Source organism: Hymenobacter sp. B81, assembly GCF_044628455.1.
Taxonomy (GTDB): Bacteria; Bacteroidota; Bacteroidia; order Cytophagales; family Hymenobacteraceae; genus Solirubrum.
Genome location: NZ_JBIYZW010000001.1, coordinates 887,954 through 909,850 on the forward strand (window position 1 = coordinate 887,954; position 21,897 = coordinate 909,850).

20 protein-coding genes and 1 tRNA gene are annotated in these 21,897 nt (G+C 62.8%); 13 read left to right on the forward strand and 8 right to left on the reverse strand.

Going from position 1 to position 21,897, the window contains the following annotated elements; all coding sequences use genetic code 11:
* Positions 1-2 precede the first annotated feature (2 nt).
* The 3 genes from ACE191_RS03965 to pdxH all read right to left on the reverse strand — a co-directional run bounded on the left by ACE191_RS03965 (position 3) and on the right by pdxH (position 2,797).
* Positions 3-587 (reverse strand): Maf-like protein, encoded by a 585-nt coding sequence (locus ACE191_RS03965; RefSeq protein WP_400190886.1) that lies wholly within the window; start codon positions 585-587, stop codon positions 3-5.
* A gap of 160 nt (positions 588-747) precedes the next feature.
* Complete coding sequence (locus ACE191_RS03970; protein WP_400190887.1) at positions 748-2,049, reverse strand: DUF1015 domain-containing protein; 1,302 nt, start codon at positions 2,047-2,049, stop codon at positions 748-750.
* 97 nt (positions 2,050-2,146) lie between these two features.
* Positions 2,147-2,797, reverse strand: a complete 651-nt coding sequence (pdxH, locus tag ACE191_RS03975) for a pyridoxamine 5'-phosphate oxidase (RefSeq protein ID WP_400190888.1) — start codon at positions 2,795-2,797, stop codon at positions 2,147-2,149.
* Positions 2,798-3,027: 230 nt separating this feature from the next.
* Here pdxH and ACE191_RS03980 point away from each other — a divergent pair, with 230 nt between their 5' ends.
* The 4 genes from ACE191_RS03980 (at position 3,028) to ACE191_RS03995 (ending at position 7,230) form a co-directional block, all read left to right on the forward strand.
* Positions 3,028-3,594: a YqgE/AlgH family protein gene (locus tag ACE191_RS03980; protein WP_400190889.1), complete on the forward strand. Its 567-nt coding sequence runs from the start codon at positions 3,028-3,030 to the stop codon at positions 3,592-3,594.
* A gap of 55 nt (positions 3,595-3,649) precedes the next feature.
* A complete protein-coding gene (locus ACE191_RS03985; protein WP_400190890.1) occupies positions 3,650-6,142 on the forward strand; it encodes a DUF349 domain-containing protein in 2,493 nt (830 codons plus the stop codon).
* A 162-nt stretch (positions 6,143-6,304) separates the two neighbouring features.
* Positions 6,305-6,760 carry an antitoxin Xre/MbcA/ParS toxin-binding domain-containing protein gene (locus ACE191_RS03990; protein WP_400190891.1) on the forward strand — a complete coding sequence of 152 codons (456 nt, stop codon included), beginning with the start codon at positions 6,305-6,307 and terminating at the stop codon, positions 6,758-6,760.
* A gap of 5 nt (positions 6,761-6,765) precedes the next feature.
* Positions 6,766-7,230: an RES family NAD+ phosphorylase gene (locus ACE191_RS03995; protein WP_400190892.1), complete on the forward strand. Its 465-nt coding sequence runs from the start codon at positions 6,766-6,768 to the stop codon at positions 7,228-7,230.
* 10 nt (positions 7,231-7,240) lie between these two features.
* Here the strand turns inward: ACE191_RS03995 and ACE191_RS04000 are convergent, their stop codons facing one another.
* Positions 7,241-7,714 (reverse strand): hypothetical protein, encoded by a 474-nt coding sequence (locus tag ACE191_RS04000; RefSeq protein WP_400190893.1) that lies wholly within the window; start codon positions 7,712-7,714, stop codon positions 7,241-7,243.
* Positions 7,715-7,967: 253 nt separating this feature from the next.
* Here ACE191_RS04000 and ACE191_RS04005 point away from each other — a divergent pair.
* From ACE191_RS04005 to ACE191_RS04040, 8 genes are all read left to right on the forward strand, one after another.
* Positions 7,968-8,040, forward strand: a tRNA-Thr gene (locus ACE191_RS04005).
* Between the two features lie 72 nt (positions 8,041-8,112).
* Positions 8,113-9,282, forward strand: coding sequence for a hypothetical protein (locus tag ACE191_RS04010; protein WP_400190894.1), 1,170 nt, complete (start codon positions 8,113-8,115; stop codon positions 9,280-9,282).
* A gap of 58 nt (positions 9,283-9,340) precedes the next feature.
* Positions 9,341-10,129: a DUF547 domain-containing protein gene (locus ACE191_RS04015; protein WP_400190895.1), complete on the forward strand. Its 789-nt coding sequence runs from the start codon at positions 9,341-9,343 to the stop codon at positions 10,127-10,129.
* Positions 10,130-10,202: 73 nt separating this feature from the next.
* Positions 10,203-10,880, forward strand: coding sequence for an HD domain-containing protein (locus tag ACE191_RS04020; RefSeq protein ID WP_400190896.1), 678 nt, complete (start codon positions 10,203-10,205; stop codon positions 10,878-10,880).
* A 47-nt stretch (positions 10,881-10,927) separates the two neighbouring features.
* Entirely contained in the window at positions 10,928-11,170 is a 243-nt protein-coding gene (locus ACE191_RS04025) for a hypothetical protein (RefSeq protein WP_400190897.1), read from the forward strand.
* A gap of 110 nt (positions 11,171-11,280) precedes the next feature.
* Positions 11,281-13,833, forward strand: a complete 2,553-nt coding sequence (gene gyrA, locus ACE191_RS04030; protein WP_400190898.1) for a DNA gyrase subunit A — start codon at positions 11,281-11,283, stop codon at positions 13,831-13,833.
* A 65-nt stretch (positions 13,834-13,898) separates the two neighbouring features.
* The gene (locus ACE191_RS04035) at positions 13,899-15,020 is read left to right on the forward strand and encodes a tetratricopeptide repeat protein (protein WP_400190899.1); all 1,122 of its coding nucleotides are present in this window, start codon (positions 13,899-13,901) and stop codon (positions 15,018-15,020) included.
* Between the two features lie 815 nt (positions 15,021-15,835).
* Positions 15,836-16,774 carry a hypothetical protein gene (locus ACE191_RS04040; protein ID WP_400190900.1) on the forward strand — a complete coding sequence of 313 codons (939 nt, stop codon included), beginning with the start codon at positions 15,836-15,838 and terminating at the stop codon, positions 16,772-16,774.
* A 35-nt stretch (positions 16,775-16,809) separates the two neighbouring features.
* On the opposite strand, the gene ACE191_RS04045 is transcribed toward ACE191_RS04040, so the two are convergent.
* Entirely contained in the window at positions 16,810-18,480 is a 1,671-nt protein-coding gene (locus ACE191_RS04045; RefSeq protein WP_400190901.1) for an ArnT family glycosyltransferase, read from the reverse strand.
* 150 nt (positions 18,481-18,630) lie between these two features.
* Here ACE191_RS04045 and ACE191_RS04050 point away from each other — a divergent pair, with 150 nt between their 5' ends.
* Entirely contained in the window at positions 18,631-19,626 is a 996-nt protein-coding gene (locus tag ACE191_RS04050; protein ID WP_400190902.1) for a GDP-mannose 4,6-dehydratase, read from the forward strand.
* Here the strand turns inward: ACE191_RS04050 and ACE191_RS04055 are convergent.
* The 3 genes from ACE191_RS04055 to hisIE form a co-directional block, all read right to left on the reverse strand.
* A complete protein-coding gene (locus ACE191_RS04055) occupies positions 19,600-20,334 on the reverse strand; it encodes a lipid-A-disaccharide synthase N-terminal domain-containing protein (protein WP_400190903.1) in 735 nt (244 codons plus the stop codon). The two genes, ACE191_RS04050 and ACE191_RS04055, sit on opposite strands and share 27 nt — an antisense overlap.
* Entirely contained in the window at positions 20,327-21,088 is a 762-nt protein-coding gene (locus tag ACE191_RS04060) for a glycosyltransferase (RefSeq protein WP_400190904.1), read from the reverse strand. Before ACE191_RS04060 ends, ACE191_RS04055 begins: the two co-directional genes overlap by 8 nt.
* A gap of 133 nt (positions 21,089-21,221) precedes the next feature.
* Positions 21,222-21,878, reverse strand: a complete 657-nt coding sequence (hisIE, locus tag ACE191_RS04065) for a bifunctional phosphoribosyl-AMP cyclohydrolase/phosphoribosyl-ATP diphosphatase HisIE (protein ID WP_400190905.1) — start codon at positions 21,876-21,878, stop codon at positions 21,222-21,224.
* Positions 21,879-21,897: the final 19 nt, after the last annotated feature.

Below are 21,897 nucleotides of genomic sequence, written 5' to 3' on the forward strand. Positions count from 1 at the left end.
GCTTACGCGCCGCTGACGCCGAACCCGAGCTTTTCCAGCTCCTCGTACACGCGGTGTACCGGCAGGCCCATCACGTTGAAGTAGGAGCCCTCGAGGCGGGTGACGGCCACCAGCCCGATCCAGTCCTGCGCGCCGTAGGCGCCGGCCTTGTCGAGCGGGCGGTAGTGCTGCACGTAGTAGCGAATCTGCGCCTCGCTGAGCGGGCGAAAGTGCACCCGCGTGTGGTCCGAAAACACCACCTCCCGACCGTCGCCGGTGAGCAAACATACGCCGGTGTACACGTCGTGGGCGCGGCCCTGCAGTTGGCTGAGCATGCCCACGGCCTCGGCTTCGTCGGCGGGCTTGTTGAGCACCTGCTCGTCGAGGCACACGATGGTATCGGCGGTCAGCAATACCTCATCGGGCTGCAAGTCGGCACGGTAGGCGCTGGCTTTGTGGGCGGCTAGGTACTCGGCTATGTCGGCGCGGCGCAGGTGGGCCGGGAAGCTCTCGTCTACTTCCCGCAACCGCACGTCGTAGCGCAGGCCGAGGTCGGTGAGCAGCTGACGCCGCCGGGGCGAATTTGAAGCCAGAATCAGCTTTTTCAATGAATGAGGGAATGGCTGAATGATTGATTAGTGCTGAAGCGGGAAAAGCAGATGCCTCAGCGGCGGGGTGCGGACAAAGCTGCGCGGGCGAATGAGTGCGGAAGTCAGAACAACATTCAATCATTCAGTCATTCCCTCATTCATTCATTCATTCATTCATTCATTGCAGCAAGCCCACGGACTCGTCGTCGCGGATGCTGGTGAAGAGCAGGCCGCCCAGGGTTTTGGGGTAGAAGAAGGTGGACTTGGGCGGCATCACGGCGCCCGACTGGCACACGCGCTCCACCTCGTCCATGCTCACCTCGTTGGTGATGAAGGCGGCGCGGGCCTCGCCCGAGTCCACGCGCTGCAGGCATTCGGGAAAGTTGCGCACGTAGGTGATGCCCGGCCACTGGCGCTGCGCGTCGGGCCCCACGATGCCCAGGGCGCGCTCGAGCACGAAGTAGTGCAGCACCGTCAGGTCAAGGGCCTTCACCTCGGGCGTGGTGTCCCAGCTCAGCTGCTCGTGCACTTCGGGCTTGAGGCGGATTTTGTAGGTCTGCCCGCCCAGATACAGCCCGAAGGCCCAGGGCTTGCCGGCAATGACCTCGGGCAGGGCGAAGGCGTCTTCCTTGGGCATGATCAGGAAGTAGGGCTCCAGGCGCGCCAGCAGCTCGGCGTCGCTAAGGTTGTCGGGAAATTCCAGCAGCAGGCGGTGGGTGGGCAGAATGCGCAGGTCGTCGGCGGCCGCGTTGGTCAGGTACATGAGGTGGTAGTGCCAGGGCTCGTGCCCGTGGTGGGCGGGCTCGGCGGCCATGCGCGCCTGCCGGTACGCCAGGGACCCTTCGTAGCGGTGGTGGCCGTCGGCCAGAATCACGTGCCGCTCGGCCAGCACCTGCTGAAAGCGGCGGATGACGGCCGCGTCCTGAATCACGGCCAGCACGTCGCGGGCGCCCTGGTAGTCTTCCTCGGTCTGGCAGAGCGGGTCTGCAATGGCCTCGTCGCAGTAGCGCTCCAGCTCAAAGTCCTCGTCGCGGTACAGGCCGTGGGTGGCGCTGGTCTGAAACTGGGTGCGCGCCAGCAGCTCGGCCCGGTCGTTGACGGCCGCGGGCAGGGTGTTTTCGTGGCGCAGCACCACGCGCTCGGGCCAGTCGTAGGCCCGGATGTGGCACATGAAGCCCTTGCGGCAGTACTCGCGGGGGCTGCCGGGCAGGCGGAAGTACTGGTAGTACACGTAGATGCCCGGCAGCGGGTCCTGGCTCAGCACGCCCGACTGCTGCCACTCGGTAAGGCGGCGCAGGGCCTCGCCGGCCGCATCGGCACCGCGGGGTACCGAGAGGTGGATGCTGTTGAGCGGATTCTGGTAGAGCAGCTCGCGCTGCTTGGCCGACACCACGTCGAACAGGGGCGACACGTACTGGTCAATGTGATGGTTCAGCTCGGGGTTGTAGCGCCAGGCGCGCACGGGTTGAATCTCGGCCAATTTCTTTGGGGTGACGGGTGATAAGGTAACAGGTGACAGGTGACAGGTAACACGTGACAGGTTGGAAGAACGAACCTGTCACGTGTTACCTGTCACCTCACGGGGCCAGGCGGCGACGCTGCCAGCCGGTGGCGCTGCGCTCGTACAGCAGCCGGTCGTGCAGGCGCGAGGGCCGGCCCTGCCAGAACTCGATGCGCTGCGGGCGCAGCACAAAGCCGCCCCAGTGCGGCGGGCGCGGCAGCGGGTTTTGGCCGGCAAACTGCCGCGCCACTGCCTGCTCGCGCTGCTCCAGCTCCTCGCGGCTGCCAATGACCTGGCTTTGCGGCGAGGCCCAGGCACCGATCTGGCTGCTGAGGGGCCGGCTCTGGAAATACTCGGTCGACAGGTTTTCGGGGGCTTTATCTACCGTGCCTTCCACCCGCACCTGGCGCTCCAGGCCGGGCCAGAAAAACGTCAGCGCGGCGCGGGGCGAAGCCGCTAGTTCCCGGCCCTTGCGCGAGTCGTAGTTGGTGAAGAACAGGAAGCCGGCCTCGTCGGGCAGGCCCTTGAGCAGCACGATGCGCGCCGAGGGCTGGCCATCGGGGCCCACCGTGGCCAGGGTCATGGCCGTGGGCTCGTCGAGCTGGGCCTGCAGGGCTTCGTCGAGCCAGCGGCGGAACTGGCGCAGGGCATCGGCATCGGCGGCGGCCTCGCTCAGCTCGTGGCGGGCGTAGTTGCGGCGCAGGTCGGCTAACGATTGGTCGGGCATGGCAGGGGAATTTGGCGTCAAATATCCCATTAAATATCAATGCGGGGGTAGTCGAAATGGAGCGGGGCGCCGTAGCTGGGTAGGGCGACTTGCCCGCTGCCGGAACCCGTTTGCGGAAAGTCCTCGTAACATTAGCTGCCCAAACGCCTTGTAGGGTGCAGCGGCCGTGCATCTTTGCGCGGCCTGTGCGTGTCCGTGCCCGGCTTGTCTCACCCTCGTTATTCTGTGCCATGTCTCAGCTCCGCAGCGGCAGTCTGCTGATTTCGCAGCCTTTTTTGGGCGACCCGAACTTTGAGCGGTCGGTGGTGCTGCTGTGCCGGCACGACGAGGAGGAAGGCTCCTTCGGGCTGCTGCTCAACCGTCCCACTACCGTAGCCCTGGGCGATGCCCTCAGCCTGCCCGAGGGCGAAGACCACCCCGCGGCCCAGCTGCCCCTGCACGTGGGCGGCCCGGTGCAGCCCGATACCCTGCACTACCTGCACCGCCGCGCCGACATTCCCCACGCCGAACCCCTAGGCCAGGACGTGTACTGGGGCGGCGACTTCGAGGTGCTGCTTGGCTTGGTGGCCAGCGGCGAGCTGACCCAGGACGACCTGCGCCTGTACGTGGGCTATTCGGGCTGGACGGCCGGGCAGCTGGCGGGCGAAGTGCAGGAAAATACGTGGATTGTCCACCCGAATGCTGCCGGGAAAGTGTTTACTTTGGCCACTGATGCCTTCTGGCAGGCTATTTTGCGCGAAAAGGGCGGCCGGTTCCGCGTCCTGTCAAACTACCCGGTCGACCCGCGCCTGAATTAACTTTCCCCGTTGGTCCGGACCCTCTGTGCCGGACTCTTTTAACTGTTGAGCTGCCATGCTACCCGATAACGAAAATCCCGCTGCCAACCGCCCCGAGGAATCCGGCGAGTCGCCCATGAGCATCCTGGAGCGCCGGTTGGCCGAAATTGCCCGCAGCCGCCAGGCCAGCGACGCCCCGGCCCCGGAGGCGCCGGCCCAGTCGGCCGCCGCTCCCGAGCCGGCCGTGCCCCAGCCTACCGAGGTAAACGTCGCCGTTCCCTCGGCTGCCGACCTGGCTACGCCGGCCCCGGCCGCCGAATCGGAGCCGCTGGCCCGCGCCGAAGCCCACTACGGAACGGCCAACGAAGGCGTGCGCAGTGCCGAAGCCGCCCTTGAAACCGAGCAGGAAAACCTGGCAGCCCACGCCGCTGCGCCGGCCACCGCCGACCTGGGCCCGGCAGCTGGCGCGCCAGTCGACGTAACCCCGGCGGCCGAAGCTCCGGCTACTGGGGAGTCCGTGGAGGAGCAACCCACTTCCACCGAAGTGGCCCATGCGGCCGACGCCGAGCCTCTGGCCGTAACGCTGCCCGCCCACGCGCTGAGCGAGGCTGCCGAGATTGAAACTGCTCCTGAGCCGCTGGCTGCCCTGCCCACTTCCAACAACGAGTCGGCCACCGAAGCCGCCCACGCCGGCGAAACTCACCCGGCGGCTACTTCCGCCGCTGAGACTCCCGGGGAAGTGCAGCCCGGTGGTTCCACCGCTGCTCCGGCTCCGGCTCCGGCTCCGGCCGAAACCCCGGCCGCCGGGCACCATGACGAAGACGAGGAGTACGTGCCCGAAACCCCGGCACCCGATTTCGCAACCCTCGACGTTGCGGCGCAGGGCGCCTACCTGCTGGGCTTGCTGCAGCGCCCCGACGCGCGGCAAAACCGCAAGCAGATCGGTGACTTGCACCGGCAATACGAGCAGAGCGTGAACGTGGAGCGGCAGGCCGCCCGGCAGCGCTTCGTGCAGGAAGGCAACGACGCCGACGCCTTTGCCTTCACCGGCCCCGAGGGTTACGGGGAGGTAAGCAAGGCCATGCAGGAGTACCGCGATGCCCGCGTGCGCGATGCCCGGCAGGAAGACGAACAGCGGGCCAAAAACCTGCTCCACAAGCAGCACCTGTTGTCGCAGCTGCGCCTGCTGGTGGAGTCGGCCGAAACCAAGGATTCGTCGGCTCGCATCAAAACCCTGCAGGCCGACTGGAAGGCCACCGGCCCGGTGCCCCAGCAGCAGGCCCAGGAGCTGTGGAACTCCTACCACGCCCTGCTCGACATCTACTACAACAACCGCGGCCTGTTCTTCGAAATGAAGGAGCTGGACCGCCGCCGCAACCAGGAAGCCAAGGAAGCCCTGATTCAGCGGGCGGAGGCGCTGGTGGCGCAGCCCAGCATCAACAAGGCCCTGCAGGAGCTGCGCCAGCTGCACGAGGAGTGGAAAACGGTGGGCCCGGTGCCCAACGACGTGCGCGAGCCGCTGTGGCAGCGTTTCCTGCAGGCCTCGGAGAAGGTGCATGAGCGCAAGCGCAGCTTCCTCGACGCCCGCTCGGCCCAGGAAAATGCTAACCTGGCTCGCAAGCAGGAAATCCTGGCCCAGATTCTGCCCTTCGGCGAGTTCAAGACCGAGCGCGTGAACGAGTGGCGCGCCAAGACCGACGAGCTGCAGGCCCTGAAGGAACAGTGGGACGGCGCCGGGCTGGTGCCACGCAGCCAGGCCGAAAGCATGAACAAGCAGTTCTGGGCCGCCTACAAGGGCTTCTTCCAGCACAAGAACCAGTTCTTCAAGGCCCTCGACGAAGAGAAATCCAACAACCTCAAGCAGAAGGTTGCCCTCTGCGAGCAGGCCGAAGCCGCGCTGGAAAACCCCAACTGGGAAGAAGGCCGCGAAACGGTTATCCGGGTGCAGAAGGAGTGGAAGCTCATTGGCCGCGTGCCCGAAAAGCAGTCCGACAAAATCTGGCACCGCTTCCGCACGGCCTGCGACGCATTTTTTGAGCGCAAGCACCAGGAAGTGCGCCAGCGCGAGCAGCAGGTGCAACAGGCTTCGGCTGAGCAGACGGCTCACCTCGAACGCCTCGGCGAACAGATCAGCGCGCTGTCGGCCGACAACCCCGGCACGCCGGAGGGCCTGCAGGCCATGGTGCAGGAATGGGCGCAGTTCGATGCTCAGCCCAACCGCCGCGGCAGCGGGCAAGCCGAGGAGAAATTCCTGAGCCTGGCCGGCAAGTACATCGACACCATCACCGGGCTGTCGTACTCCGAGCGCGAAGAGCAGCTGTTTCAGCTGCAGGTGCAGCGCATGAAAGCCAACCCCGATGCCCAGCAGTTGCTCTACCGCAAGGAGCAGGCGCTGCGCCGGGAAATCAACGAGCTGGAAAACGACATTGCCACCCTGCAAACCAACCTCGACTTCTTTGCCCGCTCGAAAAACGCCGGGCAGCTGCGCGAGGAGTACCAGGGCCGCATCGACGAAACCAAGGTGCGCATCGAACGGATGAAGCGCCAGCTGCGCATCATCCGCAGCTAGGCTTCTATTGATTCAGCTGACACAGCCCCGCGCCCGAACCGGCGCGGGGCTGTTGGTTTTCTACTTGGTTGGCAGCCCTCGTAATCTACAGTCGGAATCTTTCGACCGGAGTTATCCGTTGTTGCGTATATTGCCGTCAAATGACGGTTAAAAAACAGTCAGATGATGCAGCCCTCTTATAACACTCCGGTTGCGCAGGTAGTCGAGCTGCTCGGCGGCAGCTCCTTGGTGCGGCAAAGCATCCACAACGAGCTGGATTTGCTGGCCCTGGCCGCCCGGGGGCTATCCATGCAGTCGTTGCGGGCCTTGCAACGGCGCATGCAGTTCTCCAACAAGGAAATCAGCGAGTTTCTGGACGTGTCGGAAAGCACCCTGCTGCGCCGGCAGCAAAACAAGCGCGCCCTCACGCGCGACGAGAGCGAGAAAACCATTCAGCTGTCGGCCGTTATGGCCAAGGGCATCAGCGTGTTCGAAGACGAGGACGATTTCCGTCACTGGCTGGAGACGCCCAACCCGGCGCTGGGCGGTATCGAGCCCAAGGACCTGCTGGCTTCGTCCATCGGGCGCGAGCAGGTGCGCGAACTGCTGGTGCGCATTCAGTACGGTATTTACTCGTAGGAGCGGTGCGGCTGTTCCGGCTGGCCCAGCGCCAGTACATTGCCGATACCAACGGCACGGGCGGGCTGTATGCCTCGGGGCGCTGGCACGAGGTGGGCACCCGCATTCTGTATACCTCCGAGCATTTGTCGCTGGCCAAGCTGGAGGTGCTGGCCAACTCGCCGGTGCTGCCGCGCAACTACGCCGTGCTCGAGCTGGAAGTACCCGACGACGCTTCGGTGCAGACCGTGTGGCCCACGGAGCTGCCCGCCAACTGGGCCGCGCTGCCGTACCCGCAGGAGCTGGCGTTGCTTACCCGCCGCTGGATCGAGGAGCAGCGCTACTGGCTGATGCGGGTGCCCTCGGCGCACTCGCCTACCGAGTGGAACTACCTCATCAACCCGCTGCACCCCGAGCACGCCACCTTGCGGGTAATCGGCATCACGCCCCACGATTTCGACCCGCGACTGAAGCCCGGCCCGAAATCTTAGCCCGGAAAACTTAGCTGCTGGGCGGGAGCAGGGCCTGCAGCTGCTGGTACAGCACGCGGGCCGCGTGAGGAGCGGTGGAGTCGGCGGCGCCCCACACCAGGCGCACCGCCGCGCCGCGGGCCGTATGGCTTTCCAGGAAGTAGTAATGGTTGCCGGGATAGTCGAACTGCAGGCTATCGGTGGGCAGCTGGTCGAGGCGGCGGAAGCAGGAGCGGGCCGCGCCCGGGGCGACCTTCAGCAGGCGCGGGGCCGCGGGAGCCTGCGTGCGCAAGCCCTGGCGCATCACCACGCGGCCGCTGGTGGACAGCGTGAAGCTCTGCTCGTAGCCGGTGTAGCGGCTGCCGCTGCCGAAGTACAGGGTGCGGTCGGCCGCGGTCCGTAGGGGCTCGGTCGGGGAAACCGGACCGGAAAAAGAGCGTTGGCAGGCCGCGCTGCCGACCAGCAGCGCGGCGGCGAGCAACAGGGAAGAAAAAGGCGTTTTCATAGCGCAGAAAAAGAGTTGGAGCAGGTAGCCGGCAGCTGGTCGCACCGGCCACGGCAAAGCTCCGGCGGGCCCGGCGCAGCGGCAATAGCATGATAATGCGTTAGTTATTTCGGGTAAGTAGCACTCTGGCCGGGCAGCAGCGGGGCAGTAGCCGAAGGGCGGCGCGCCGGGCAGGCACCCGGGGCGGTGGGCGGCCGCCAAGCCCGGCTTTGGCGTTTTGCGGCGGTTGTTGTAGGTTTGCAGCGCAACTCAGGCCTCCTTAGCTCAGCTGGTAGAGCAACTGACTTGTAATCAGTAGGTCGCTGGTTCGATCCCGGCAGGGGGCTCTTGGTGTTGGCCCGAAAGTTTGCCTAAGGCAGATTTTCGGGCCTTTTGCTTTGGTTTCGTTTCCCTCTGCCATGCAGCTCGTCGAAGTTTCCACGCCCCAGCAGGCCCGTGAGTTCCTGGAGTTTCCGCCCCGGGTTATCTACCGCCACGACCCCAACTACATCCGTCCGCTGAACCAGGATGTGGAGCAGGTGTTCGACCCGCAGAAAAACAAGTACTTCCGTCACGGCCAGCTGACGCGCTGGCTGCTGCTCGACGGGCAGGGGCAGACCATCGGCCGGGTGGCGGCGTTCATCAACGAGCGCACGGCCCACACCATGGAGCAGCCTACCGGCGGCATGGGCTTTTTTGAGTGCGTCGACGACCAGGGGGCGGCCAACGTACTGCTCGACGCCTGCCGCGACTGGCTGGCCGCCCGGGGCATGGAAGCCATGGACGGTCCCATCAACTTCGGCGACCGGGACCAGTGGTGGGGCCTGCTGATCGACAACTTTGGTCCGCCCACCTACACCGTCAACTACAACCCGCCGTACTACCAGCGCCTGCTCGAAACCTATGGCTTCCAGGTGTACTTCAAGCAGTACACGTATTCACGCAAGGTGGCGGACATGCTCACCGAAGATTACCAGCGCCGGGCCGAGCGGTTGTTCAAGGGCAGCGGCTACAGCTTCGAGCACCTGCGCCTGAAGCAGTTGGCCAAGTACACCGAAGACTTCCGCCAAGTGTACAACAAGGCCTGGGTGAACCACGCCGGGGTCAAGGAAATGACCACGGCCCAGGCCAGCAGCATCATGACCAAGCTGCGGCCGGTGCTGGAGGAGAAAATCACCTGGTTTGCCTACTACCAGGGTGAGCCGGTGGGCTTTTTCATTTCGCTACCCGAGCTCAACCAGCTGTTCCGCCACGTCAACGGCAACTTGAACTGGTGGGGCAAGCTCAAGTTTGCCTACTACCGCTGGCGCGGGGCCGTGGACACGTTCACCGGCATTGCCTTCGGTATTGTGCCGGCCCACCAGCGCAAGGGCGTGGAGGCCATGCTGGTGCTGGCGGCCTCCAAGGTGGTGCAGGATACGAGCAAGGTGCCCTACGAGAACTTCGTGATGAACTGGATTGGCGACTTCAACCCCAAGATGATGAAGGTGGCCGAGCGGGTGGGCGGCAAAATCTGGCGCACCCACGCCACCTTCCGCTTTCTGTTCGACCGCAACAAGCCCTTCGAGCGGGCCAAAGCCATTGGCTAGCCCGGCGGCCGCTACCCGGATACCCGCGCGCGGCCGGGCTGCCGGCGCCGGGCAGCTGGTGGCCTGGCTGGTAAGCGCCGGCCTGAGCGGCTGCAACTACGTGGAATACTTCATTCCGCTGAACCCGACTTCCGCTACGGGCCGCCCGGTAAACCATGCCCCCTGGGACGCGCTGCTGAAAAAGCACGTAGACGAGCGGGGAATGGTGAACTACTGCGGCTTGCAGCGCGACAGTGCGCAGCTCAACGGCTACCTCGACAGCCTGGGCCACAACCTGCCCGCCACGCACTGGAGCGAGGCCGAGCAGCTCGCGTACTGGCTCAATGCCTACAACGCCTTCACCATTCGGCGCGTCATCCGAGCGTACCCCATCGGCAGCATCCGCGAGCTGGGCGGGGAACAAACCTTGCTCAACACCGTCTGGGACCAGCCCTTTATTGCGCTGGGCAACGCGCGCTACACGCTCAACGACCTGGAGCACCGCCTCATTCGCCGCCGCTTCGCCGAGCCCCGCATTCACTTCGCGCTGGTGTGCGCGGCCGTGTCGTGCCCCCAGCTGCGCCGCGAAGCCTACCAGGCCACCCGGCTCAACGCCCAGCTCGACGATCAGGCCCGCGACTTCGTCAACGACCCGCGCAAAAACCAGCTCACGCCGCCCGCTAGCCCGCGGGTGTCGGCCATCTTCCGCTTCTACCCCCAGGACTTCCACCAGGGCGACGCCACCGTGCAAAGCTGGATCAACCGCTACGCCCGGCAGCCCATTGCGTCGGCGGCCCAGCTGCGCTACCTGCCCTACAACTGGCAGCTGAACGCGCAGCCTGAAACCGCCGGAAGCCCGCGGGAATAGGAGGGAAGCCCCACGACCTACGCCGAGCTAGTCATGCTGACCCTCGCGCTTAACCCGATTTAAACCCGTTTACATGGCTCTGACCACCGCTGACCAACTCATTATCGACCGCACGGCCGCCTTCGTGCGTGAAAAATTCCTGCACGAAGGCTCGGGCCACGACTGGGAGCATATCCGGCGGGTGTGGCAGACTACGCGCGCCCTGGCCCGGCAAACCGCGCAGGCCGATGAATTGGTGGCCGAGCTAGGGGCGCTGCTGCACGACGTGGCCGACTGGAAGTTTCACGGCGGCGACGAGGATGCCGGTCCGCGGGCGGCCCGGGCTTGGCTGACCAGTCAACAGGTCGCCGAGTCGGTAATCGAGCGGGTTGAAACCATCATTCGCGAAGTCAGCTTCAAGGGCTTGGGCGTGGCTACGCCCATGAGCACGGTGGAGGGCGAACTGGTGCAGGATGCCGACCGCCTCGACGCCATCGGGGCCATTGGCGTGGCCCGGGCCTTTGCCTACGGCGGCCACAAAGGCCGGCCCCTGCACGACCCCGCGGTGCCGCCCGTGCAGCACGACTCGTTTGAGGGCTACAAGCGCAATGCCGGGCCCACCGTCAACCACTTCTACGAAAAGCTGCTGCACCTGCGCGAGCGGTTGCACACGCCCGCGGCCCGACGGGTAGCCGAGGGCCGGCAGCAGTTCATGGAGCAGTTTCTGGAGCAGTTTCTGAGCGAGTGGGAAGGACGGGATTTGTCCAATTAGCCGGCTGCTGGGGGCACGTATTTGCCCGTTTTTGCGTTGATTTGTGCATGACTGAGTCTCTTTTGCGGTGGCGCTGGCTGCCCGTTTTGTTGCTGGGCCTGGCCCTGAGCAGCTGCCGAACCTGCCCCATGGATTCCTGCCACGTGCGTAAGGTGCACTTCCACAACGGCAACAAGTACCGGGGGCAGCCGCTGTTCAAAAAGCAGAACCCGTCGATCGGCGAGAAAATCAAGGTGCACGGGCAGCCCGACAGCAAAATGCACAACAACCGCTCGAAGCCCAAACCCTGATTCCGGCTAGGGAGAAAGGCCCTTTTTCGGTATCTTGCCAGCTTAAATACCCGTTTTTTCACTAGGTGCCCCGACGCTTTTTTCCGGCGTGGCGGCTGTTTGTTTTGATCATGGCTGAAGGCGAAAAGATCATTCCCATCAACATTGAGGACGAGATGCGCGGCGCGTACATCGATTATTCGATGTCCGTCATCATCTCGCGGGCTTTGCCCGACGTGCGCGACGGCCTCAAGCCCGTGCACCGCCGCGTGCTCTACGGCATGAGCGAGCTGGGCGTATCCTACAACAAAGCCCACAAGAAAAGCGCCCGTATTGTGGGCGAGGTCCTGGGCAAGTACCACCCCCACGGCGACTCGTCGGTGTACGATACCATGGTGCGCATGGCCCAGGATTGGAGCCTGCGCTACCCGCTGGTGGATGGCCAGGGCAACTTCGGCTCCATCGACGGCGACTCGCCGGCCGCCATGCGCTACACCGAAGCCCGCCTCAAGCGTCTGGCCGACGAAATGCTGGGCGACCTGGACAAGGACACGGTGGACTTTCAGCCCAACTTTGATGACTCGCTGGAAGAGCCGTCGGTGATGCCGGCTAAATTTCCCAACCTGCTGGTGAATGGCTCGTCAGGCATTGCCGTGGGCATGGCCACCAACATGGCGCCGCACAACCTCTCGGAGGTCGTCGACGGCATCGTGGCCTTCCTCGACAACCCCGACATCACGGTGCAGGAGCTGATGGAGTTCGTAAAGGCGCCGGACTTTCCGACCGGTGGCGTTATCTACGGCTACGAGGGCGTGCGCCAGGCCTTGGAAACCGGCCGCGGCCGCGTAGTAATGCGCGCCAAAACCCACTTCGAGCAGACGCCCACAGGCAAGGAGCAGATTGTCGTCACCGAAATTCCCTACATGGTCAACAAAGCAGCCATGATTCAGCGGACGGCGGAGCTCATCAACGAGAAGCGCATCGAAGGCATTGCTGACCTGCGCGACGAGTCGGACCGCGACGGGATGCGCGTGGTGTACGATTTGAAGCGCGACGCCGTGCCGCAGGTAGTGCTCAACAACCTGTTCAAATACACCCAGCTGCAGAGCACCTTCGGCGTCAACAACGTGGCCCTGGTGAAGGGCCGGCCGATGACCCTGAACCTGCGCGACCTGATTCTGCACTTCGTGGAGCACCGCGGCGACGTGGTGGTGCGCCGGGCCCGCTTCGAGCTGGCCGAGGCCCAGAAACGGGCCCACATCCTCGAAGGCCTGCTCATCGCCCTCGACCACCTCGACGAGGTTATTGCCATCATCCGCGGCTCGCGCGACCCGGAAGTGGCCCGCGCCCAGCTCACCGAGCGCTTCTCGCTCAGCGACGTGCAGGCCCGCGCCATCTTGGACATGCGCCTGCAGCGCCTCACCGGCCTGGAGCGCGACAAGATCGTGAACGAGTACAACGAGCTCATGAAGCTTATTGACCACCTGAACGCGGTGCTCAGCTCGCCGGAGCTGCAGCGGCAGATCATCAAGGACGAGCTGCTCGACATTCGCGAGCGGTACGGCGATGCCCGGCGCACCCACATCGAGTATGCCGGCGGCGACATCGACTTCGAGTCGCTCATTGCCGAGGAGTCGATGGTCATCACCATCTCCAACGAGGGCTACATCAAGCGCACGTCGCTGGCCGATTACCGCTCGCAGGGTCGCGGCGGTACCGGCGCCAAGGGCGTTTCGACCAAGGAGTCGGACTTTACCGAGCACCTGTTTGTAGCCTCCACGCACGACTTCCTGCTGCTCTTCACCGAAGGTGGCCGCCTGTACTGGATCAAGGCGTACGAACTGCCGGAAGGAGGGAAGGCCGCCAAGGGCCGCCCCATTCAGAACCTGATTCCGGACCTGGCCAACGACCCGGTGCGCTCGGTGCTGAACGTGCGCGATTTGCGCGACCCGGACTACGCCCAGAACAACTACCTGATGTTCTGCACCGAGCAGGGCACGGTGAAGAAAACCACGCTTGAAGCCTACTCGCGCCCCCGGGCGGCCGGCATCAACGCCATTACCATCAACGAGGGCGACCGGCTGCTCGACGTGCAGCTCACCACGGGCACCAGCGAGGTTATCCTGGCTTCGCGCCTGGGCCGGGCGGTGCGCTTCAACGAAGCCAACGTGCGTCCCATGGGCCGGACGGCGGCCGGGGTGCGGGGCATTACCCTGGCCGAAACCGGCGACGATCGGGTAGTGGGTATGGTCTGTCTGGCCGACCCGCAAAAGGAGCTGCTGGTAGTATCGGAAAACGGCTACGGCAAGCGCAGCCCCATCGACGATTACCGTATCACCAACCGCGGCGCCAAGGGCGTGAGCACGCTCAAGATTACCGATAAAACCGGCGCGCTGGTGTCCATCAAGGACGTCAACGACGACGATGACCTGATGATCATCAACCGCTCGGGCATCACCATCCGCCTGCGCGTTTCGGAGGTTCGCTCCATTGGCCGCGCTACGCAAGGTGTGCGCCTAATCCGCATCAGCGACGGTGACGAAATTTCGTCGGTAGCCAAAGTAGCCGCCGATGACAAGGAGCTGGAAGCGACCGAAGAAGTGCTGGTCGTAGCCGACGAGCAGGAGGGAACCCCTGCCGTCGAAGCCAGTGAGTCGGCGCCTGAGGCCCTGGAAACCACCTGAACCAAGTGCGTCGCTTCCCCGTTGGGGGAAGCGACATCTTTTTTGTCCCCTTCCTCAACTACTCCATGAAGAAGACTTTCCTGACCATCGTAGCGGCGCTGGTTCTCCAAGGCGCAATGGCCCAGAATTCGGCCGTGACCAACGCCATCATTATGCAGAAGCAGGGCACTTTGGATAAGGCCCGCGTTGAAATCGACAAAGCCGTTGCCCATCCCAAGACTTCCGGAAAAGCCAAGACCTGGTATACCCGTGGCGAGATTTACGAGGGGATTGCGCAGAGCCCTATTTACGGCAAAACGCTGTCGCCGGGCGAGGGCAACAAGGTCGCTTTCGAGTCGTACCAGAAAGCCATCGAAGTAGAAGGCAAAGACAGCGACTACGCCAAGCAGGCCCTTCAACGGATGGATGGTCTGTACGGAGTGGCGCTGAATACCGGGGTGGAGAGCTATAACGCTCAGAAGTACGACGAGGCGCTGGCAGCTTACCAAATGGCTCACCGCATCAAGCCTCAGGACACTACTGCGCTGTTGTACAGCGCCTACGCCGCCGAAGCCAAGCAGGACTTTGGTCAGGCCAAGGAAAACTACGGCAAACTGCTGGCTATCAACTACAAGTCGCCGCAAATGTACAGCCGGTTGTTGCAGATAGCGCGGCAGGAAAAAAACGAAGCTGAAGCGACTAAGATTGTCCAGCAGGCTCTACAGGCGTATCCCAACAACAAAGCGTTCCTGTTGGAGGACCTAAATGCGACACTGAATTCAGGCCGTGGAACCGAGGCTATTGATAAGATTCAGAAGGTCATTGCCGCCGATCCGAATAACTCCAATCTGTATTCGGTGCTGGGCTCGGTATACGAGCAGAACAAGCAGCCGGAGCAGGCTTTGGCGGCCCATAAAAAGGCGGTTGAACTAGATCCCAAGAACTTCGACTCGCAGTACAACCTGGGCGTTTACTACTTCAACAAGGGTGCCGAAATCTACAAGGCCGTTAACAAGATGGACCTGAAGACCTACCAGACCAAAGGCAAGAAAATGGAGGCAGACGGTAAGAAGTTTATGGAGCAAGCCATTCCGTACTTTGAAACCGCCATTCAGTTGAACCCGGAAGACCGGAGCGTGAAGTCGGCCCTACAGAAAGCTTACGGTAGCGTGGGTCGCAAGGCCGATGCGGAGCGGTTGATGAAGTAGAGTAGAGGACCAACAATAATATAATAGGCCATTCATATTGGATGGCCTATTATCCGAAATCATTACTTAACATAATATAAATTATAACCCAAAGTACTGAGCTTACTTTGTGGTTGGTTTTGAGTTATTTCTGTTCCTGGTTTGTAGTGCTGTCTCTATCGGTAGAACTGACTTGTTGATGTTGCATGGTGTCCTGTACTGAGGTTGATGCAGCTGAGTTAAGCTGTTTGCTTGAAAGATTCTGCTGAGTAAGATGTCTGGCAACATTGCTCTGATTCTTTATGGGTTAGCGTCCACCGTCTAGGCGGCTTTGGCTGGGGTTTGGTTAGTGGAGTATTGCTGCGTTTGTAATCAACTGATTTGGTGTTGCCGGTTTTACGCTCCTGTTCTTCATGACCAGTTTTGTTGTTTTCATCATGAACTTCTGTAGCGTGGGTATTTCTGTTGATGCTGATTCTCTCAGCGTTATTTCGTGGATGTTGGTGAAGCGGGTTTTTAGCCTTTAGAAACTACAGTTGTTTTCATAGTCCTGTTTTGCGTCGTCATTGTGTTAAGTGGCTTGGTGCACGTTTAAGGCCGTCCTCTCCCCTTTTATTTACCCTGCCCTGTTCCCCCGCTCCGTTTGTTAGATAGATTTTTTATTTAATGTTATAGGCTCATTTTGATTTAATAAACCCGCCTGTGAGAGCAGAACACAGTACATAAAAGCATAAAAAGTATATAAAAGCATTACTTTTAAATGCCATTTTGTGCTTTATACTACTCTCTATTACCGATTTCCTTCTTTATTTTGCCTTATACCTTCCCTGTTTCTGATGCCCAAAACCATAGACTATCCCCGTACCTCGTACTTAGGTGCCTGGGAAGTAGCCGAAGTTGTTGATGATACCGGCGGTAAGTGCTCGGTGGAAGCATGTGCCCGTAAGCTTAACCGGAAAGTCAGTGGGAGCTTCAAGGCTATACTTGGTTCGGCGGTTAAGTTTGGCCTACTTACTAGTAAGCGAGAATTGCTGACCACGACCAATCTGTTTCGGCGTATTAAACACGCTTATGACAAGCAGGAAGAAAAGGTTTACCACCGGGAAGCCTTTCTGCACCCTCCGCTGTTCATGCACATCTGCCGCAAATTCCGCAACCGGGAATTGCCCGTGCACATGTTTGACGTGATGCTGGTGCGTGAATTTGGCGTAGAAGAAATCAACGCGCAAAGCGTGGCAAAAGCCTTCGTAGAAGGTGCCCGCATGGTAGACGTACTCGATGAGCGCAACATTATTGCCGACATCGACCAATTGGCCCAGGCTGCGCCCCGCCGCAGCGACCTGGCCAGCCCGGTAATGGGCGTAAACCTATTTCCTAATTCCGCAACGCCAACCACCCAGCAGCCCGACGCAACACCTCAGATACCTCTCACCACCTCGGCACCAGATCTGGTATCGGCGCTGTTTGGTCTATCTGAAACATCTACATATACTTCTGTCCCCTCCCAACCTCTCGCACCAGCGGTTGGCATATCCTCACCCCCTGCTTTTGTACCCGAACCGACCTCCGCAATTTCCTCGGATCAAACTCATCAGTCCACTCAATCGGAGGTCTTGGAGAAAAGAATCCTACCCACGGGAAATCCAGCATACTCCATCCGAATCAACGGTCCGGGCATCGATACCCAACTTATAGTTCAGGACGAGCAGGATCTGATCATCGTAAGTGCCCTGCTCGAAAAAGTACGCAAGCAGCTCAGCCAATCCCTGCCATAACTGAATTGCTGAGCAGGTAAACATTATGTTAAGTATCAATCGGGGACGGTTGCTAACTCTGACAAATACCATTGTCCGTCCTGGTGTCGACTTCCTAAATTGAAGCTATCGAGCACGGTCATTTGCAAACCCGGCCGCCAGGTTCCGCCAAAATGGGCGGGTTGTGGTCGGAAGCCGCTATAAAACATAAGGGGCAGCTGACGGGCGGGCAGCGTGGAATCGGCGCCGGGCTGCCAGGCCGGCACCCTACGCCCAGCCATCCAGATCCATTTGATGTGCATCTCCCCGCCCAAGCTGAACACCGGCACCTGGAGCACCCGCGGATGCGCTGCCACCAGGGCTGCCTGGCTTCTCAACCCCGGCTCGTCGCGGCGGTGCTGCCAGTGCGGATAGGCGCCCATCAACAGCACAGTAAACCCAACAGTAGCCGCAAGACTTCCGGCAACCAACGGCAGCGGCCGAGCCCGCCATACTCCTCCCACCAAGGCACACAGCCCAATCGAAGCAAACCAGAAAGCCACCGCAGCGAACCATCCCGAGCCCGTGGTGTAACCTGGAAGTTCTGCAAAGCCCAGGGCCAGCGGAATGCTCAAGCCAAACAGCATGAGCAACGCGCCCCAGGTGCGAACCAATCGTTGGTCAGGGCGCCCCAGACTCGCGGCCAGCCAGTGGCGCAACAGTCCGGCTACGAGCAGCGCCATTGGCGGCAATACGGGCAAGAGGTACCGCTCTTTTTTCTCCGGCACCACCGACAGCACCAATACGGTAGCTAGCGCCCACCCCAGCACCAGCAGGTAAGGGACGTAGGACTGCAGCCGGGGACGGGCAAAGGGCCACACCAGCGTCAGCACGGCACACCAGGCCCAGAGGCCGGTAAAGACCGGAAACGGCAGGTAAAACCAGAAGGGCTTGACGTGCCGGCCCGCCCAGGACGAGCTTTCGATTTGGGCCACCGCCAGGGCATCGGGCAGGTGCTGGCTGAGGACGTACAAAGGCCAGGTCCCTCCTACCAACAAGGCCACCGTCGCCGCCAGTAAGGCTTCGCGCCCGTGCTGCCGGAGGGCCGGCACGCCGCCCTGCCAGGCCCAGGCCACCAGAAATGGCAGCAGCATGCCGTAAGGCGCCACCGGGCCTTTGCTCAGCATCGACAGGCCGATAAGCGCCCCGGCCCCGGCAAACCAGCCATAGGCCCGCTCCTCGCTCTGCCAGCCGCGCACCAGCAGCAGCAGGGCCCACACCATAAAAGTGTAGCAATACACGTCCCAGCCGTTACCGTCGCGGCCCACCGTCATCATCAGCAGGCTGGTGGCCAGCACCAGGGCCGCCAGCCAGGCCGTGCGCGCATCGGCCACCAGGCGAGCCGCCAGTCGCCAGAAGCCCAGTACCAGCAAGGTAGCCCCCAGCGCCGAGGGCAACCGCAGCACCCCTAGGTCAGTGGTGTTGCCCGTAAGCTGCATCACGGCGGCCACCAGCCAGGTAGGCAGGGGCGGCTTGGCCAGGCGCAGCTGCCCGTTCATGGTCGGTAGCAGCCAGGAACCGCCCTCGTGGATTTCGCGGGCGGCCACGAAGTTGCGCGCCTCCATCAGCCCCAGTTCCTGGGCCCCCAGGTTCACGAAAAAAGCCAGGAAACAGACTCCCAGCAGCAGACCCAATCGGCCCCACCTCCCCGACCGCGTGGCCGCGGCACCCCAGTCGACAAACCTCATACGGCGCGTTGTAGTTAGCGTGCTGCAAGTACGGCGAAAGCCGCCGGGCCGATTCGGCTCACCAGTTTTTCTACCTTGCCGCCCCCGGCGCCCCAGCTTTTTGCCCCTGGGTTGCGTAGGAGTGGTATCTACATTCTGATTTTGGAGCGCATGCACACGGTTTTGGTGACAGGCTGCGCGGGCTTTATCGGCTCGCACCTGTGCGAACGGCTGCTGGCCGAAAACTTCCGGGTTATCGGCCTCGACAACTTCGACCCGTTTTACGACCGCTCCATCAAGCAGCACAACCTGGTTCCGCTGCTGCTGCACCCGCGCTTCACCTTTCACGAACTGGATTTGCGTGCCGGCAGCGAGGCGCTAATCCAGGCCCTGGGGGCCGGAGACAGTGGCATCAGCCTGGTGGTCCACCTGGCTGCCAAGGCCGGCGTGGGTCCTTCGGTACGGGAACCCCTAGCCTACCTCAGCAACAACGTGCTCGGCACGGCCCACCTGCTGGAGTGGATGCGCGCGGCCGGCGTCGGGCGGCTCCTGTTTGCCTCTTCCTCCTCGGTGTACGGCAACACGGTGCACCGGCCCTTCCGCGAAGACGAGCCCCTGCAGCAGGAATGCATTTCGCCCTACGCCACCACCAAGCTCGCCGGCGAGGAACTCAACTACACCTACCACCACCTGCACGGGTTGAGCGTGCTCAACGCCCGCTTCTTTACCGTGTACGGCCCGCGGCAGCGCCCCGACCTGGCCATTCACAAGTTTGCCCGGCTGCTGCTGGCCGGGGGCCCCATCCCCGTCTACGGCGACGGCACCACGGCCCGCGACTACACCTACATCGACGACACCGTGGATGGTATTGTGCGGGGCCTGCGCTACCTGTTGGTGCAGCCCCGCGTGTACGAAACCGTGAACCTGGGCAACAACCGCCCCGTGGCCCTGCTCGAGCTGATTCAGGCCCTGGGTCACGCCCTGGAAATCGAGCCCCGGCTGGAATTTCATCCCATGCAGGCCGGCGACGTGGACCTGACCTTCGCCGACCTCACCAAGGCCCGCGCCCTGCTGGGCTACGCCCCGCGCACTTCCCTGAGCAAGGGCCTGCAGCAGTTCGTGGCCTGGCTGCGGGCCGAATCAGTGCCCGCCGTTGTGCACGGGTAACTTCACCTTTCCGGCAGCGGACGGGTAGCCCGGCGCAACCGCCTCAGCGGCCTTCTCGCGGCGCAGCAGCACGATGTTGCGCGCGTACACCACCGTGCCGAAGACGTTGCCGATGAGCACCACCACGTCGCGGCGCAGCACGGCATAAACCAGAATAAGCAGGGAGCCCGCCAGGCTCACCACCCAGAAGCCCAGCGGCAGCACCGACTCGCCCTTGCGCTCGGAGTACAGCCACTGGTACACGAAGCGCAACAGGAATACGGCCTGCCCCACCGCCCCAAGCACCAGCCAGCCCCCGGGAATGCGCCCGGCCAGCATGGCGCGCAAACTGAAGAGCTCGTGGCGGCTGAGCACAAAGCTGGCCAGCACCAGCAGCGGAAACCCGTAGGCCCCGCCCCGAAACCAGCCCGGCAGCTGCTGCCACTGGCCCAGCAGCTGCAGATTGCGGATGTAGATGGCGTAGCTGATGAGCTGCGCGCCCAGGATAACCGGGTCGTGGCGCAGCAGGGCGTAGACAATCATCAGCCACGACGACACCAGGCTGATCTGCCAGAACAGGGTGGGCACCAGCACGCGCCGGGCCCGCTCGCTCTGCACCCACTGCACCACGATGCGGCTGGAAAACAGCAGCTGCGCCGTGAGCCCGATAAGCAAGGTGATGATGTGCGCCACCGGGCTGTTCAGGGCGCTGCTCAGCAGGCTACTCATGGGCCAGGCCGGGATGGTGCTGCTCCCCGATTTCGTAGTTTTTCCAGCGCGAACGAATCCAGCGGAAGCCGAAGGTATCGACCAAGGGCTTCCAGGCCCGGTTCCAGAGGTTGTACTTGGCCGTACCGGCAAAGCGCGGGAAATGCTGCACCGGCAGCTGCTTCACCTTGCCTCCCTGCAGCTGCACCAGCGCCCCCAGGAAGCGGTGCATGCCGTGGAACAGCGGCAGCCGCCGCGCGTACTCCAGCTTGAGCAGCTTGAGCGGGCAGCCCGTGTCCACAATGCCGTCGTTGATGAGGGCGCGGCGGAAGCCGTTGGCTACCTTCGAGGAAAGCTTCTTGAGCACGCTGTCCCGGCGCCTGGCCCGAATGCCGCTGATCATGTCGTACTCGGGCAGAAACTCAAAGAACAGCAGCAAATCCAGCGGCGAAGTCTGAATGTCGGCGTCGATGTAAGCTACCAGCGTGCTGCGGCAGTGGTCGATGCCCGCTTTAAGAGCCGTCGACAAGCCCTCGTTGCGGGCCAGGGAGATGAAGGCGTAGCGCGCATCGTGGCGGCATACCTCGCGCATGAAACCCAGGGAGCCATCGGTCGAGCCGTCGTTGACGAACAACACCGTGGTAGCCACCGGGGCCACGGCCAGGTACTTGTTCATCTCCGCCACAAACTGCGGCAGGCTTTCTTCTTCGTTGTACACGGGCACCAGCACGGTCAGCGACTGGGTGGCCAGGTAAGCGGGGGTAGCTGCGGGCATAAGGGCCAAAATACGCGGGAATCGTCGGAAGCGACGCTGCCGGTGGTACGCGCCGCGCCGGGGCTGCGTTGCGGGCCTGCAACGGGTCCTGACCGGAAGGACTGGCCCATACAGCCCCCTCCCCATATCCGACTTACGCGGGGCCGCCGGGCTCCCGCCGCTGGCCCGCGGCAATGGTGCGGTGCCGCTGGCGTAGCACCTGCACCACGTCGGCCAGGTCCAGGCCCGCGTCGCTGAGCAGCACCAGCAGGTGAAACAGCAGATCGGCCGCTTCGCCCGGCAACCCGGCCCGGTTTCCGGCCACGGCGTCGATGACCGTTTCCACGGCTTCCTCGCCTACCTTCTGGGCAATTTTGGCGGTGCCCTTGCGAAACAGCCCCGCGGTGTACGAATCGGGTTCCTCCCCGGGGAAGTCGCGCCGGCGTTGCACCAGCCGTTCCAGCTCGGCCAGGAAGCCCACCGGAGCCGCAGGCTCGGCCACTTGCCCGGTCTGTTCAAAACAGCTGGTCGTGCCGCGGTGACAGGTCGGCCCGTCGGGCCGCGCCCGGATCAGCAGCGCATCCTGGTCGCAGTCGGGATGCAGGCTGACTACCTGCAGGTAGTGGCCGCTGGATTCGCCCTTGGTCCAGAGCCGGTTTTTGGAGCGCGAATAGAAAGTCACGCGTCCCTCCTGCTCGGTTCGGCGCAAGGCCTCCTCGCTCACGTAGCCCAGCATCAGCACCTGCCCCGTGTCCGCATCCTGCACCACGGCCGGCAGCAGGCCACCCATTTTGTCAAAATCGAGTTTCATGGTTTCAATCAGAGTTTTA